General features: G+C 49.3%; 11 protein-coding genes. 4 read left to right on the forward strand and 7 right to left on the reverse strand.

The window, feature by feature from the left end; genetic code table 11:
• Nucleotides 1–213: 213 nt before the first annotated feature.
• Together ilvD and PLA01S_RS04165 are read right to left on the reverse strand one after the other, a co-directional pair.
• On the reverse strand, nt 214–1,905 hold the full coding sequence (gene ilvD / locus PLA01S_RS04160; RefSeq protein ID WP_127590220.1) for a dihydroxy-acid dehydratase: 1,692 nt from the start codon (nt 1,903–1,905) through the stop codon (nt 214–216).
• 19 nt (nt 1,906–1,924) lie between these two features.
• Complete coding sequence (locus tag PLA01S_RS04165) at nt 1,925–2,590, reverse strand: GntR family transcriptional regulator (protein WP_127590221.1); 666 nt, start codon at nt 2,588–2,590, stop codon at nt 1,925–1,927.
• Nucleotides 2,591–2,761: 171 nt separating this feature from the next.
• Between PLA01S_RS04165 and PLA01S_RS04170 the strand changes: the two genes are divergently transcribed.
• The 4 genes from PLA01S_RS04170 to PLA01S_RS04185 are packed head-to-tail and all read left to right on the forward strand — an operon-like array spanning nt 2,762 to nt 6,971.
• Nucleotides 2,762–4,396 carry a spore germination protein gene (locus tag PLA01S_RS04170; RefSeq protein ID WP_127590222.1) on the forward strand — a complete coding sequence of 545 codons (1,635 nt, stop codon included), beginning with the start codon at nt 2,762–2,764 and terminating at the stop codon, nt 4,394–4,396.
• 2 nt (nt 4,397–4,398) lie between these two features.
• Entirely contained in the window at nt 4,399–5,493 is a 1,095-nt protein-coding gene (locus tag PLA01S_RS04175) for a GerAB/ArcD/ProY family transporter (RefSeq protein ID WP_127590223.1), read from the forward strand.
• Complete coding sequence (locus PLA01S_RS04180; protein WP_100536922.1) at nt 5,490–5,699, forward strand: CLC_0170 family protein; 210 nt, start codon at nt 5,490–5,492, stop codon at nt 5,697–5,699. The genes PLA01S_RS04175 and PLA01S_RS04180 overlap by 4 nt, the downstream gene beginning before the upstream one ends.
• Nucleotides 5,700–5,732: 33 nt before the next feature.
• The gene (locus PLA01S_RS04185) at nt 5,733–6,971 is read left to right on the forward strand and encodes a Ger(x)C family spore germination protein (protein ID WP_127590224.1); all 1,239 of its coding nucleotides are present in this window, start codon (nt 5,733–5,735) and stop codon (nt 6,969–6,971) included.
• A 41-nt stretch (nt 6,972–7,012) separates the two neighbouring features.
• On the opposite strand, the gene PLA01S_RS04190 is transcribed toward PLA01S_RS04185, so the two are convergent.
• From PLA01S_RS04190 to PLA01S_RS04210, 5 genes are all read right to left on the reverse strand, one after another.
• Nucleotides 7,013–9,391, reverse strand: coding sequence for a chondroitinase-B domain-containing protein (locus PLA01S_RS04190; RefSeq protein WP_127590225.1), 2,379 nt, complete (start codon nt 9,389–9,391; stop codon nt 7,013–7,015).
• Nucleotides 9,392–9,431: 40 nt separating this feature from the next.
• Entirely contained in the window at nt 9,432–10,556 is a 1,125-nt protein-coding gene (locus PLA01S_RS04195) for a glycoside hydrolase family 88 protein (protein WP_246059316.1), read from the reverse strand.
• A 15-nt stretch (nt 10,557–10,571) separates the two neighbouring features.
• Complete coding sequence (locus tag PLA01S_RS04200) at nt 10,572–11,462, reverse strand: carbohydrate ABC transporter permease (protein ID WP_127590226.1); 891 nt, start codon at nt 11,460–11,462, stop codon at nt 10,572–10,574.
• A gap of 12 nt (nt 11,463–11,474) precedes the next feature.
• The gene (locus tag PLA01S_RS04205) at nt 11,475–12,443 is read right to left on the reverse strand and encodes an ABC transporter permease (RefSeq protein WP_174819186.1); all 969 of its coding nucleotides are present in this window, start codon (nt 12,441–12,443) and stop codon (nt 11,475–11,477) included.
• 87 nt (nt 12,444–12,530) lie between these two features.
• Nucleotides 12,531–14,192 carry an extracellular solute-binding protein gene (locus tag PLA01S_RS04210; protein ID WP_246059317.1) on the reverse strand — a complete coding sequence of 554 codons (1,662 nt, stop codon included), beginning with the start codon at nt 14,190–14,192 and terminating at the stop codon, nt 12,531–12,533.
• Nucleotides 14,193–14,262: the final 70 nt, after the last annotated feature.

A 14,262-nucleotide genomic window follows, 5' to 3' on the forward strand; every position in this document is an offset into this window, starting at 1 on the left:
AAAGTGCTATGTACAGTCCTAATGATAACGCTTGCAAAATAATGGTTTAAAAATCATAACATACCCGAGTAATAATTTTTAGTCTCCGTATGCTTTTTTGTCAGCATTATGATGCATTTTTGTCAAAAACACAACAGCTTACTCATGACACAAGCTCTTGCGAAATCGCAAGAGCTTGTTAAGCTAAAACCATATATCATGCTGTGCAATCCCTTATTCTGCAGAATCAGTAACCGCACCTTTAGATGCTGAGGACACTAATCGAGCATACTTGTATAATACGCCTGTGGAAACTTTGAGAGGAGGCTGCTGCCATGCTTGTGCCCTTGCAGCCAAATCGGAATCCGATACGTCGAACGTCATTTCTTGCGTTTCACTGTCGATGGTGATCATGTCTCCATTCCTCAGCAGCGCGATCGGCCCTCCTACCTGTGCTTCAGGCGATACATGACCGACGACGAAGCCATGCGAACCGCCAGAGAACCTGCCGTCCGTTATCAGCGCAACCTCCCCGCCGAGACCCTTTCCTACAATGAGGGCCGTGACCGACAGCATCTCCGGCATCCCCGGTCCGCCCTTGGGCCCGCAATAACGAATGACTAACACGTCGCCCTTGCGTATTTCATCTCTCAGGATCGCTTCGGTTGCCTCTTCCTCGCTGTCATACACCTTAGCCGGTCCGACAAAACGCAGCTTCTTCATGCCCGACATTTTGGCAACCGCACCTTCAGGTGCGAGGTTGCCTCTTAATACAACCAATGGCCCATTCGGCTTCAGCGGCTTATCGATGGGGCGAATGATTTCCTGGCTGCCCCGTAACGGCGCAACTTCCGCCAGATTCTCTGCCAATGATTTGCCTGTGACCGTCAGACAATCGCCATGCAGAAGTCCCTCGGCGAGCAATAATTTCATGACGCCCGGTATGCCGCCGACTTCGTTTAAGTCCTGCATGGCATGTCGACCGCTCGGCTTCAGATCTGCAAGGTGGGGAACGCGCAAACGGATTCGCTCGAAATCGTCTAACGTCAAATCAACGCCTACCGAATGAGCAATGGCAAGCAAGTGCAGGAACGCGTTGGTTGAACCGCCCAATGCCATGACGACCGTTATCGCATTCTCAAATGCCTTTTTCGTCATAATGTCTCTGGGATAGATTTCTTGCTCCAACAGCGATATGACCTGCCTTCCAGCCGCAGCGCATTCCGCTGCTTTGTCAGGTGAAATAGCCGGCGTAGAGGAGGAACCGGGCAGGCTCATCCCCATGGCTTCTGCCGCCGCTGCCATCGTATTGGCTGTATACATGCCCCCGCAAGAGCCCGGTCCCGGGCAGACGCTGCATTCCACCTTATGAAGCTGATCGTCCGTCATTTTTCCATCATGATATTGGCCGACCGCTTCGAAAGCCGTGACGATATCCACGTTCTTGCCTTCGAGCTTCCCGGGTTGTATCGTACCGCCGTAAACGTAAACCGCAGGAATATTCATCCGTCCGATCGCCATCAGGCAGGCGGGCGTATTCTTGTCGCAACCGCCGATCGCCACAAGACCATCGAAACGTTCAGCCCCCGTCACGATCTCAATCGAGTCCGCGATGGCTTCACGGCTGGGCAGGGAGAACAGCATGCCGCCATGTCCCATTGAAATGCCATCCGAAACCGTGATCGTGTTGAAAATAAGCGGAGCGCCACCATGGTTGCGTACCCCTTGCTTGGCCTCTAAGGCTAACTTGTCTATATGCATATTGCACGGAGTCACCTCGCTCCAAGTGCTGGCTACGCCAATCATCGGTTTCTTGAAATCCTCATCCGTAAAACCAACAGCCCGCAGCATCGCTCTGTTCGGTACCCGATTGACACCCTCGCTGATTACCTTACTGCGAATGCGTAAATCTTTTTTGTCTGTCATTCTTCCCTCTCCCCTCTATTTAAAGTAACTCATGGAGTTCCTGCATCGGACGCATGAAATTTTGTTTCATCATGGCCTGTGCCCGATCACTGTCTTTCTGCTCGAAAGCGCTGATAATCGATGCATGCTCATCGACAGAAGCCTGTGTAGCCGCGATCGGCTGTTTTAAGAACACGTACTTAAACCGCCGGATATGCATCTGTAGAGAAGCACTATATGCGGCGACATAAGGATTATCTGAGAGCTCCACGATGTAGTTATGAAACTGTTCATCCATCTCCATGGCTTGATAAGCTTGCCCGCTCTTCATGGCATTTTCAAATTCCAGATTCATCGCCCGCAATTGCTGAATCTGCTCCGGAACAATAATGGTAGCGGTTACTTCGGCAGCTAATGCTTGAAGAGCAGCCATGGTCGAATACATCTTAAAGATATTTTCCCTCTCAATGGCCGTAACTTTTGTTTCTTTCCCAGGGTGGGTGGACACGAGTCCTTGTACTTCGAGCAGTTGAAAAGCTTCCCGGATAGGCGTCCGGCTTACGCCAAGGGATTCCGCCAATTCGGCGTCGAGCAATTTCTCGCCGGGCTGCAACGTGCCATCGATAATCCATCGTTGAATTTGGGAGAAGGCTCTTTCCTTTGCAGTCATCCGAACTGGAGAGACAAAATTCTTAGGTACTGGCATCGTTTATCATCCTTACTATTCATGTTTGTTATATGCAATATATCGCATTCATATATTAAATACAACACATTTTAGACTGCTTCCATTGATAAAAATAACAACCGGAGGAAATACTTAAGTAAAATATCCAAATGCTGTGAGCCCCGTTGAATCAGGAGAGGTGTTGGTACAATGTCATTTTCCACATGGGCGGGTTCGAACCAACCCAACAATAGCGATCATATTTCTGCCAATCCAAATGGGAAGAACTCAGAGGATATGGATATATCGGCAAACCTGGAAGAAACCATATCCGAAATCAAGCAAGTTCTGGGTGATAGTGACGATTTTATGGTATATGGCTTCCATGTGTTCGGCCAGCATCCGGCTGTATTGTTATATTTCTCCGATATGACGGATCATGCCGTTATCAATAACACGATATTGAAGCCTCTTAAATATGGGCCGCGCCATATCGATGTTCATAACCTCCCGCATGATGCGTTAATGGAAACCATAATGAAAGATACGCTTTATCATAGCGAGGGTTATACGGAAAGAAAAATATCCGTTCTTACCGACAACCTGCTAAGGGGGCAATCCGTCGTAGCCATTGAAGGGCTGGACGAGGCGATTATCATTGACACACGGCAGACCACGCAGCGCTCTATTGAGCAGCCGGCGACGGAGCAGGTCATCCGCGGGGCCAGAGAGGGATTTATAGAGTCCCTGGGAACAAATATTTCTCTACTCCGCTATCGGCTGCAAACGCCGGATTTTCGAGTGAAATCCATGGAGATCGGAACGAAGACCAAATCCAAAGTTGCCATGTGTTACATGGACGGCATAACCAATCCCGGAATCATAAAAGAAGTACAAAAGCGGCTGGATGCCATTGAAATCGACGCCGTTTTGGATTCAGGTTATTTGGAGCAATTCATCGAAGACAACCATTGGTCTCCCTTTCCGCAAATCCAGTATACCGAGCGTCCCGACAAAGTCGTGGCGAATTTGCTGGAAGGAAGAGTCGCCATTTTAGTGGACGGCTCCCCTCTGGCCTTAATCGCGCCAACCGTGTTTAGCCAGTTCTATCAGACCGTTGAAGATTATACCGAACGATTCGTCCTGATGAGTGCGATCCGACTGTCCCGTCTGGTTGCTCTAGTATTTTCATTGGTCTTTCCCTCGTTGTATGTGGCGATTATTTCATTCAATCCTGAGCTGATCCCCACAGAATTTGCGGTCGCCGTTGCCGGTGGACGTGCGGGCGTACCCTTTCCAGCCGTGATCGAAGTGCTTGTCATTGAAATCTCGATGGAGGTCTTAAGGGAAGCAACCATACGCTTGCCGCAACAGGTCGGCGGGGCATTATCCATTGTCGGCGTGCTTGTCATCGGGCAGGCTGCGGTAGCGGCCGGATTCGCGAGCCCGATAACCGTCGTTATTATCGCTTTAACGACTATCGGCTCTTTTGCAACGCCGGCCTACAATGCGGCTCTAGCTCTTCGCTTGCTTCGATTTCCGCTGATCATTTTAGCCGGTATCTTCGGTCTATATGGCGTCATGGTCGGAATCATTTTGATCACCAATCATTTATTGTCACTTAAATCGTTCGGGGTCCCGTACTTAAGCCCCTTTGTGCCTGGCAACTTTCAAGGCATGCGGGATCTCCTGACCCGTGGGCCGTTGTGGAAGATGAAGAACCGGCCTTCCTTCCTCCATCCGACGAGCAAGACAAGGATGGGTGATCAAATGAAGGAACAGGTGGATCATTCTTCATCCCATATTATGGATCCCGTTCATCCTAACGACGAGAAAGGGCGTTAACCATGAGTGAACAGCGCCAAATCACTGTCTTGCAGGCTTCTGCCGTTACGATTAGCACCATCGTTGGAGTAGGCGTTCTTGCACTCCCCTTGGCTGCGGTGAAGGCCGCGGATGCAGGAGCTCCGTTAGTCACTTTTTTGGGAGTGCTGCTTGCGTTTGTCGGACTATTTTTTATGACCCGGCTTGGCATGCGGTTCCCGAATGACTCTTACATCGAGTATAGCGAAGTCATCATCGGCAAATGGCTTGGTAGAATCGGAAGCCTTCTATCGATTGCTTTCTTTGCCGTCTTAAGCTCTCTTGTTGCAAGGGAATTCGGAGAGGTTGTTGTCACAGCCGTTTTGAGAAATACGCCGCTTGAAGTAACTGTACTGGTCATGCTGCTCCTGGCTGCTTTTTCTTCACGCCGAAATATCATGACCTTTGCTTACATTCACTTATTTTACAGCCCCTTCATCCTAATTCCTGCGCTGTTGATCGTCGCCCTGTCGTTAAAAAACGCGGACATCGTCAATGTTCTTCCTGTGATGGGGAATGAAATTCGAGGAATACCGGCAGGTATTATTACGTTGTCCACCATGTTCCAAGGATACTTTATTATGATGATGGTCATCCCTGCCATGTGCAAACCGGAAAGAGCGATGCGATCCAGCATATGGGCGATGCTGATTACCGGGGTGCTGTATATATTAATCGTCACGGCAACGGTTAGCGTGTTTGGGGCAGAAGAGACAAAGAAGCTGTTATGGCCGACGCTGGAGCTGGCAAAAGCAACTTCATTACCTGCCAATATACTGGAACGTTTGGATGCGGTCTTTCTTGCCGTCTGGGTAACGGCTGTATTTACATCCTTATTCTCTTGCTACTACTTTACGATTTACTCAATAAGCAAGTTATTCCGATTAGCGGATCATGGGATGCTGTCCTTCTTCATCCTCCCCATTCTGTTCGTTCTGGCCATGCTGCCCCAAAGCTTGATTCAATTGAACGAAGTGAACGGCTTGATCTCCAAATTCGGGCTGCTGATAACGATCGTATATCCTGGAGTGCTGCTTATCATCGCCATGCTGCGTAAAAAAAGAGGTGCGCCCAAATGATCGGAAATCTTTACAGCGGTTATTTGGATGTCGCCATCTTGGTCTGGGTGTTATCCGGTATGTTCAATCTGTTCATCGATAAATATAAGTATGAACAATCGAACATGGCCAAGGAGAAACAGGTATCTCGTATACTGGGCTGGATCCATATTGTGATCGGAACGGTATTGTTTCTAAGTGTCATACTTGTCAAAGCCCTAGTGTGAGTGAGCATGTTACAAAGTTTTAGGAGGATTTCAATGAGGAAAAGAATAAGCGTTAGCCTAAACGTAAAATTCATGATCGTCCTTCTTCTATCCTGCTCACTCCTGACAAGCTGCTGGGATCGGATGGAGATTGAAGAGCGTGCTGTCGTTCTGGGAATATCGATCGATACAGCGGATAAGGATGCCGATGCACGTGAGGATGAAATATCTCATCTTCGCGGGAAATACCCGGCACCTAAACAGGAATTAATTCAACTATCCGTGCAAATTGCTCTTCCCGGCAGAATACCGCTCGGGCCAGGTGAAGGTGGAGGTTCGGGAGAAGGTGAACAAGAAACCGTGTGGGTGCTTGATGTTGTAGGGCACACGGTCGACGATGCCATGATGAATTTACAGCAGCAAATATCCGGAAAATTGTTTTTTGGCCATCTGCGCGTCATTGTCGTATCGGAAGAGTTTGCCAGAAAAGGATTGCAGAATTTGAACGACTATCTTCATCGTAACGCAGAAGTTCGCCGTATGGCTTGGTTGATGGTGTCGAAAGGGAAGGCAAAAAATCATATGCAGGCAGCACCAAAATTGGAGCGTGTCCCGGCGCTGTATCTAGCGTCCACATTGGACGATGCCGTAAAGCATGGCAAATTTCCGAGTAACTACATTGGGGCGTTCTGGAGCAATTCTTCAAAGAAAGGTCAGGAAGGATTTCTCCCTTATATCCAAATCATGAAGGGGGATAACGTGGAAGTCAGCGGAATGGCTTTTTTTAAAGGAGCCAAAATGGTAGGCGTGACAAAACCGATTGAAATTGCCGGATACCTGGTCATCAAAGGAATCAGTCCGGCAGGATACCGCGGAATTATTCATCTAGGGAACGATTCACAGGTCGTTACGATCCATGCGACGAACCGGGAATCGGAAGTTAAAGTCGATATCAAGAACGGTATTCCCCATTTTACAATCACGGCGCTGACGGAGATTAATGTTGAAGAAAAAAACACCGATACCATCCCGATCAATAACTCGAAAATTCTTCAAGAAATTGCACGCGAGAATGAGCATTCCGTTAAAGAATTGTTAATCGGATTAATCCAAAAGACGCAAAAAAAAGAATCCGATATATTCGGATTCGGCGAATTGGTAAGAGCCAAGAAACCATCGTATTGGAAAAGCCATGTTAAATCTGCAGAGCAATGGGGTGAAATCTATAAAAACATCACCTTTGATTATCGTGTGACGACCAAAGTTCGAAGAATCGGGATGAAGGCAGAATGATGGTCCCGTTTGTCATAAACAGCCGAGCATGGAACTCACCTTCATTTCGTCCAGGCTTCCGGGCCTACATCATGGACAGTAAGCGGAGGATTGGCCCGCAGCTTGCCTGGCGCATATTCGTCTGCCCCCACGTCAGGTATATAGCGGATCTGGCCATCCATGTCGTCCGCTGCAACGTATGGAGTCAGGGCAGCGTCCACGGCTGGGCTATAGACGGATAAACGGATGAGACCATCCCTGCTGCGCACCAAATGAAGTTCTTGTTTGGTCATCTCTCTGTCCACGATGGGATTGTTAGAAACCGGTGCGTTCCCGGAGAGCATATTTCCCTTGTACACAGCCCGTTCCTGGTCGGGTGCTTGTATCACTGCATCGGTTTCATGAAACATCGTACCTGCATGGCTAAATATCAGATTGTTGTATATCTTAGTCCCTACAGGCTGATATGTTCTGCCGCCCAGATTGAAAGTCGTCGTTTGATTACCGACATTCACGATGGTATTATTGTAGATCTGGACGTTATACTGCCGCCAATGTCCGCACAAAAGTTCCGTTCTTTGTTCGGCCGGCAGATCGCCAAGCCGTGCAGTTTGCTCTTGGTTTCCACCCCAACGAACGATGGGATTCGTACTGCCTTCCGGTCCGCCGTCATGTGTTCCTCCATCAAGACGAATCACTTTGTCCGTAAGACCTTCCATGTAATTGTTATAGATTTTGTGATCGTTGCCATATATCCGGAACCCGCTGCTGCCCGGTGTCACTCCATCACCAATCAGATGGTTGCCGTAGAAGCTGTTGCGGTTTCCATGTCGTGACACAATCCCGCCGTATGAATGACGAATCGTGTTGTACCGAATGATATTGTCACTGCTCTTCACCGAGATCACTTCATCTTCACCGTTAAACCCGTCAAACAAATTGTACTGAACCGTAATATAACCAGAGGAGAGCGAGGTACTGGAAAGCCCGAGCCTGATGGCTTCCAACCCGTTGGTTACCCGGGGACCAATGCCGTGAAAATAGTTATACTCCATGACGTCGTATTGCGATATATGCTGTCCGCTATGCCCTTCACCATCATATATCACGACTGCGCCAAAGCCCTTCTTCGGTCCAATATCATTATAAGCGATCCAGTTATGGCTGCTCGTTCCTTCGACTCGGATATAATGTCTGTGCGTGCCATTGTCCGTAATCAGATTCGGATCTTCATATGGCGTTAATCCATCATATATTTCTCCGTTCGGGTCATACCGTTCTCCACTGTACCGGCAGCTGTTCTCCACATTGAGCAGGCACCAAACATATCGGTTTTGAGCTTTAAATCGATAGGGCTGACCTGTTTCATCCAAGGCAAAGGTGTTGCCCAAAATGGAGATTCGGCTGGAGCTTTCCAGCTGAATCCCTGGATGAACCCCTGTAAGCGCCCGATGGGCCAATCCACGGTCATTCAAGGTCTGGTTTCCATTCTCATCACCGATCCCGTTCCGGAACGTGAGTCCGCTTACTTCAACATAACTTGAATTTTCAATGTGCATATAACTATTCCCACTAATGATAGCCTTGCCGGACTTCCCGGTAATCCGAATCGGATAGACCGCAGAGCCGTGTTTATCCTTCACAACAAACGGACCGTTCTGCTCATAGGTCCCATCCTTCAGTTCAATCAGCGTACCGGCCACAGCCTGATCCAGTGCCTGCTGCAATTGTTCCGCCGTACTGACCGAAACTCGCTTCATCTCCGGGAGCTTCACGTCTTCCTCCTTCTCTTCGCCAGCGTTTGGAGGAAGCGGTGGTTGTGGCTCTTCCGGAGGTTCACCCGGCACTTTCCCTCCGTAAAGCTCTACTTCCATGATACTGTTCCAGTTTCCCGAGCTTCCGCTGGCGTTATTGCCATATCCGATCAACCGCAAATACCTGGCCTTCACCGGACGCTGTAATACATAGGTTTGCATGATGCTGTCTTCCGGTTTCAGCTGCCGGCTGAACTGTCGTTCGAAAACAACGGTGCTGGATTGGAAATCTTCAGTATTCGAAGCTAATATCTCAAAGCTGGATTGACGCTCTCTAGCATTCAGAAAGGCAATGTTCACATAAGTGACGGTTTGTTCCGTGCCTAGATCAAACTGCAGCCATTGACCTTGACCGGAAGCGGACCAGCGGCTTTGCTGGCTCTCCCCGTCCTCGCCCCATACCCCATCCAATACATTCCCCGGTACGTAATTCGTGCCCGGCTGGTAGCTGCTTGCCGTTACCGTGCTCTCGATCCGCTTCAAGCTGCTGCTCCCTTCCGCATCGCTCGATGCCCCTTGGGCTTCTGAAGGCGACATCACCAGTGTTCCGACCAAAAGGATCGAGACCAGCCCCATACATATCAATCTGTGATACCGATGGTTTAATGCGTTTAATAACGTTTGCATATCCGTTCACCTCTCTTCGAATATTAACGTCCCCAACCAATCAGAATACGCGATGGGTCCAGCCCCGAAGCTTCGCGAGAGCCTCGATGTAATAATAATCCCCATAAACAAGCGACACATTGATATTGGTATCCGCCGGCTTATGGCCGGTTCCGCCAAACAGGATCCCCTCATGCTCAGGAGCCTGGAATGCTGCATACTCCGTCGACAAAGTCAGGACGATTCGCTCTGCGGATTTCCGGTATACAGCCCCAACCTCCGGAGTTGTCAAGGCAGCAAGCTCCAACAAACCGGAAGCGGCAATGGCCGCAGCGGAGGTGTCACGAGGCTCGGTGTCGGGATTCGGTATCCGGAAGTCCCATGGTGGTACCCCATGCCCCTGTAAGGAAGCTATAAAATGATGAGCTACCCGCTCCGCGGCGTACAAAAAATCCTTATTGTTCGTGTAACGGTAAGCGTTAGCCATCCCATACAGCGCCCACGCATTCCCTCTCGACCAGCAGGAATCCGGGGCATAGCCCTGCCATCCCTTATATTCCAGCAATTCCCCGCTTTCCGGATCAAACACAGCAACATGACAGGTAGATCCATCGGCACGGATCATATGCTGCAAAGCCATATTCGCATGGGCATTCGCAACGTGGCGGAATCTCGGGTCTTCTCCTTCTTCGGCAGCCCAGTACAAGAGGGACAGGTTCATGAGGCAATCGATAATAGCCCAGCCCGGGAGATCCTTGTTCCATGCCCTGATGTACTGTCCAGCCAAGTTAAATCGTCCGGCCAGAAAGTTAGCCGCCGCAAGCCCTCGCCTTCTGCCGTCTTCATCGCCGGTTAACTTATATTTCAATACAGCTGTCGGCAAATACTGAAACCCGACATCATGATGGAAGCGACTCTCTTCCAGCGTCAATCGTTCCATCCGTATATCCCACTCCCAAGCCGCTTCCAGGTACTTCGCCTCTCCAGTCATATCGTAAAAAATCCACAGCATGCCCGGCCAAAACCCTGATATCCAGTTGTCCAGGGTCAAGCCGTCGTACTCACCGTCCTTGGCCGCATGCGGAGCAAGTTCAGGCTTTCTAGCCAACATTCGGTCCACCTTCAACCGAGCACCATTCCACCACATATCCAGGTCGAGTTCATGTTGAATCTTGAAGTTACTCATCATATCCTCCTGTCGTTATCCTTTAATGGCTCCAATAAGAGCACCTTTCACGAAATACTTCTGCAAAAACGGATAGACCAGCAGAATCGGCACCGTTGCTACGATAATGGTCGCATGCTTCAGCGTTTCGCCGATGACGGCGACCTCCCCTCCGCTCGCTCCGCTTGCCATGGAGCTTGCATCATTCAGAAGCAGCAGCTCTCGCAGGACGAGCTGAAGAGGATACAGGGAGCGATCCTGTAAATAGATCATGGCCTGGAACCATGAGTTCCAGTGGCTGACACCGTAATACAGCAGCATGACGGCGATAACCGGCATGCACAGCGGCATCATGATCCGGAACAGGATGACGAATTCATTGGCTCCATCGATCTTGGCCGATTCCTCCAGACTATCAGGCACCGCTTCAAAAGCCGTTCTCATGATAATCAGATTAAATGCGGATATGGCCTGCGGGATAATTAAGGACCACAGCGTATTGGTGAGCTCCAGGCCTTTCACTGTAAAATACAGCGGAATCAAACCACCGCTGAAGAACATGGTGAATACGATAAACAGCATCAGCTGCTTTCGGTAGCGCAGTCCCTTGCGGGAGAGTGTATACGCTCCGAACGCCGTCAATGTGATATTGAGCACCAAGCCGCCAGAAACGATAAGGAACGTATTCAGGTATCCTTGAATAATCATCGGATTATCAAACACCAGCCGGTAAGCATTAAACGTCATATCCAGCGGCTTCCACAGAATCCCCGAATGCTGCATGTAACGGGTAGGATCACTCAAGGAAGCAAACAGCACGTAAATCAATGGGTATAACGTACATAACGTGATTACGGTCAACAAGACGTAATTAAAAACATCAAACAGCTTTTCACCGACCGACCTGTTCCCAGCTCTCCATTCCATTCCTTTCACCTCCTACCACAAGCTGGTTTTGTTCATTCTGCGGCTCAGCCAGTTTGAGCCGATGACAAGCGTGAAATTGATGGCCGAATTGAACAGCCCTACTGCCGAGCTGAAGCTGTAATTGAATTCCTGCAGCCCGACCCGGTACACATAGGTGCTTATGACATCAGCGGTATCGTAGATTGACGGATTATAGAGCAGGATGATTTTCTCGCTGCCAACGTTCATCAGCCTGCCGATCTCAAGAATGAACAGGATGATAATCGTAGGCATGATCCCAGGCAAAGTCACGTTCAACATCTGCCTCCACCGATTGGCTCCATCGATCTTCGCGGCCTCGTATTGTTCCTGGTCGATACCGGCCAGGGCTGCAAGGTAGATGATGGTCCCCCAACCGATGTTCTGCCAAATTCCGGAGGTGACAAAGAGGGCCCGGAAATATTCAGATTCCAGCAGAAGGGAGACCCGTTCCCATCCGAAAAAAGCCAACATATCGTTGATTAAACCGTCACTCATCGTGAATTCCTTAATAATGCCGCAAACAACGACCAGCGAAATAAAATGCGGCATATACGTTATGGTTTGAACCGTGCGTTTAAACGCGGTCTTTCTCACCTCGTTCAGCAGAAGCGCCAATATAATGGGCGCAGGGAAGCCAAAGAGCAGTTCATAAAAGCTGATTAACAGCGTGTTTTTGACAACCCGCCAGAAATAAATGCCGTTAAAAAACGATTCGAAGTGCTCCCAGCCGGCCCATGGACTTCCCATGATGCCAAGGCGTGGTGAGAACTCCTTAAAGGCGATGGACGCCCCGTACATGGGGAAATAATGAAATACCGCGAAGTATAGAAGTACCGGAATTAACATGATGTACAGGAAACGATTTTTACTAATGTCCTTCAGCAAGCCCCAATTTCGAGGATTCAGTCCTGCCGAGTTTGAAGGAATTGACGTGCGTGTCGGAGGCGGAAGTTTCGCCATGCCGTTCTCACTCCTCTTGTGCTGTCTATTGAAGTATCAAATTATTGGGGGAATGAAGTCGCTCCATTCCCCTCGCTTAAGATTTCGTTATCGGCTGTTGTATCGATCCAGAGCGCTTTGATAGATTTCAACCGCGCGCTCGATCCCCAGCTTCTTGATTTGCTCCACATACTTGTCGTAACTCTCCATCGGCTCCTTGCCGACAATGAACTTGACAAACATTTCCTCTTTATAGTTGCTGACTTCGGTTAGAATTTTGCCAAGTTCCTTGCTTTCTTCAGCGGTAGGCGTCAGGAAGCCAGGCAGTATATGCTTCTCGGCATCCGTCTTCGCCCACACTTTCACGGCCTCATCCTGTTCAGGGAACGTATTCCAGTTCCGACGTTCATCCGCTTCGTAGGGACCATTCGGCTTGGAATACTGCGATACCATCTGCTGCAGATTGTATTTTTCATTGTTTTTAATCAAATCGGTATACACCGGAGCACCGTTCTCCATCACGTAGCTCTCTCCTTCAATGCCGAAGTTGAAGAGCATCGCGCCTTCATCGCTGTAAGCATAATCAAGCCAGCGTACGATCAGTTCCGGATTTTTCGCAGCGGTTGTGATGGCTTTGCTTGGTCCCGGATTGTACTTGAAATCCCGTTGTCCAATAAAAGGAACTTCGTCTTTAAGAAGCGTTGGATATGGAGCACCAACGAGCTTGAATTTCGGATCCTGCTCCTTCATGGCATCCATCCATTTTCCCATGCCGCCGCTGAGGAGATTTACCGTTGCTCCGGTCTGCCCGGTCAGAATATTGTTATCCAACGCTTTGGTATCGGTAAGCGCAAAATCCTTGTCAAACAATCCTTCCGCAAACCACTTGCGGAATAAGGCCAGAAAATCTTTATACTGCGGATCTATGGGTCCATACTTCACCTTTCCTTCATCGTCCACATAGAAGGAGTTTGATGTGCGGTAAGCTCCGATGAAAGCATCGCGGATCTCAAAATTCCCTCCAGTGTAAGTTACACTGAGCGGTGCTTTGGCACCCTTCTCGTCGCGAAAGGCGATTAACGTCTTCTCCCACTCCTCTATAGTTGTTGGAACTGGGAGACCAAGTTCATCCAGCCAATCCTGACGGATCATGGGGCCACGGAAGACCAGCCCGGACGGATTGCGAATCATGGGAAATACATAATATTTGCCGCTGTCTGTCTTGACCATTTGGTCAAGCGTCGGATCCGCTTCGAGTTTCTTCTTCAGGTTCGGCGCGTATTGATCAATCAGATCATTGAGCTCCAGAATAACGCCGTCCTGAATGGCCTTCTCCGGTCCGCCCGGATAAGATCCCGCACTTCGTCCGGTCCAGTCGTATTCAATGACATCCGGAAGCTCATCGGACGCGATCATCAGATTGAATTGTTCAGCCGTCTGCTGATCATTCGGATGAATATACTCCACCTGAACACCTGTTTTGTCGACAAGCGCTTTCCCAAACGGCGTATCTGCCAGGTTGGAATAGAAGGTTACCGCATTCATGTTCAAGATTTCCCATGACGTGATCGATTCGGTTGTATTTAGCGGATACGATGAACCGATTGCAGTGGATGTACCCTTCCCGGCCTCGTTCGGCTTAGCATCCGGCGTGTTATCCTTACTTCCCGACGTACATCCCGCCAGCACCAGACTTGTTAACAATATGGCGGTCAGTCCTGACTTTACATTTCGCAACAAGCTGTCTTTGACCAGCAAACGTTGAACCATCATCATTCCCCCGATTGTAAGATTAGGTGTCGGATAAAGCCTGCATGCTGCCCTATCCGATGTCATTGTT

The sequence above is a fragment of the Paenibacillus lautus NBRC 15380 genome (assembly GCF_004000945.1).
GTDB classification, from domain to species: Bacteria; Bacillota; Bacilli; order Paenibacillales; family Paenibacillaceae; genus Paenibacillus_AQ; species Paenibacillus_AQ lautus.

Bases quoted from the DNA above. Each gene is read 5' to 3' on its own strand.
- PLA01S_RS04165 (WP_127590221.1), bottom strand. From the start codon at position 2,590: ATGCCAGTACCTAAGAATTTTGTCTCTCCAGTTCGGATGACTGCAAAG.
- PLA01S_RS04210 (WP_246059317.1), bottom strand. From the start codon at position 14,192: ATGGTTCAACGTTTGCTGGTCAAAGACAGCTTGTTGCGAAATGTAAAG.
- PLA01S_RS04175 (WP_127590223.1), top strand. From the start codon at position 4,399: ATGAGTGAACAGCGCCAAATCACTGTCTTGCAGGCTTCTGCCGTTACG.
- ilvD (WP_127590220.1), bottom strand. From the start codon at position 1,905: ATGACAGACAAAAAAGATTTACGCATTCGCAGTAAGGTAATCAGCGAG.
- PLA01S_RS04205 (WP_174819186.1), bottom strand. From the start codon at position 12,443: ATGGCGAAACTTCCGCCTCCGACACGCACGTCAATTCCTTCAAACTCG.
- PLA01S_RS04200 (WP_127590226.1), bottom strand. From the start codon at position 11,462: ATGGAATGGAGAGCTGGGAACAGGTCGGTCGGTGAAAAGCTGTTTGAT.
- PLA01S_RS04170 (WP_127590222.1), top strand. From the start codon at position 2,762: ATGTCATTTTCCACATGGGCGGGTTCGAACCAACCCAACAATAGCGAT.
- PLA01S_RS04180 (WP_100536922.1), top strand. From the start codon at position 5,490: ATGATCGGAAATCTTTACAGCGGTTATTTGGATGTCGCCATCTTGGTC.
- PLA01S_RS04195 (WP_246059316.1), bottom strand. From the start codon at position 10,556: ATGAGTAACTTCAAGATTCAACATGAACTCGACCTGGATATGTGGTGG.
- PLA01S_RS04185 (WP_127590224.1), top strand. From the start codon at position 5,733: ATGAGGAAAAGAATAAGCGTTAGCCTAAACGTAAAATTCATGATCGTC.
- PLA01S_RS04190 (WP_127590225.1), bottom strand. From the start codon at position 9,391: ATGCAAACGTTATTAAACGCATTAAACCATCGGTATCACAGATTGATA.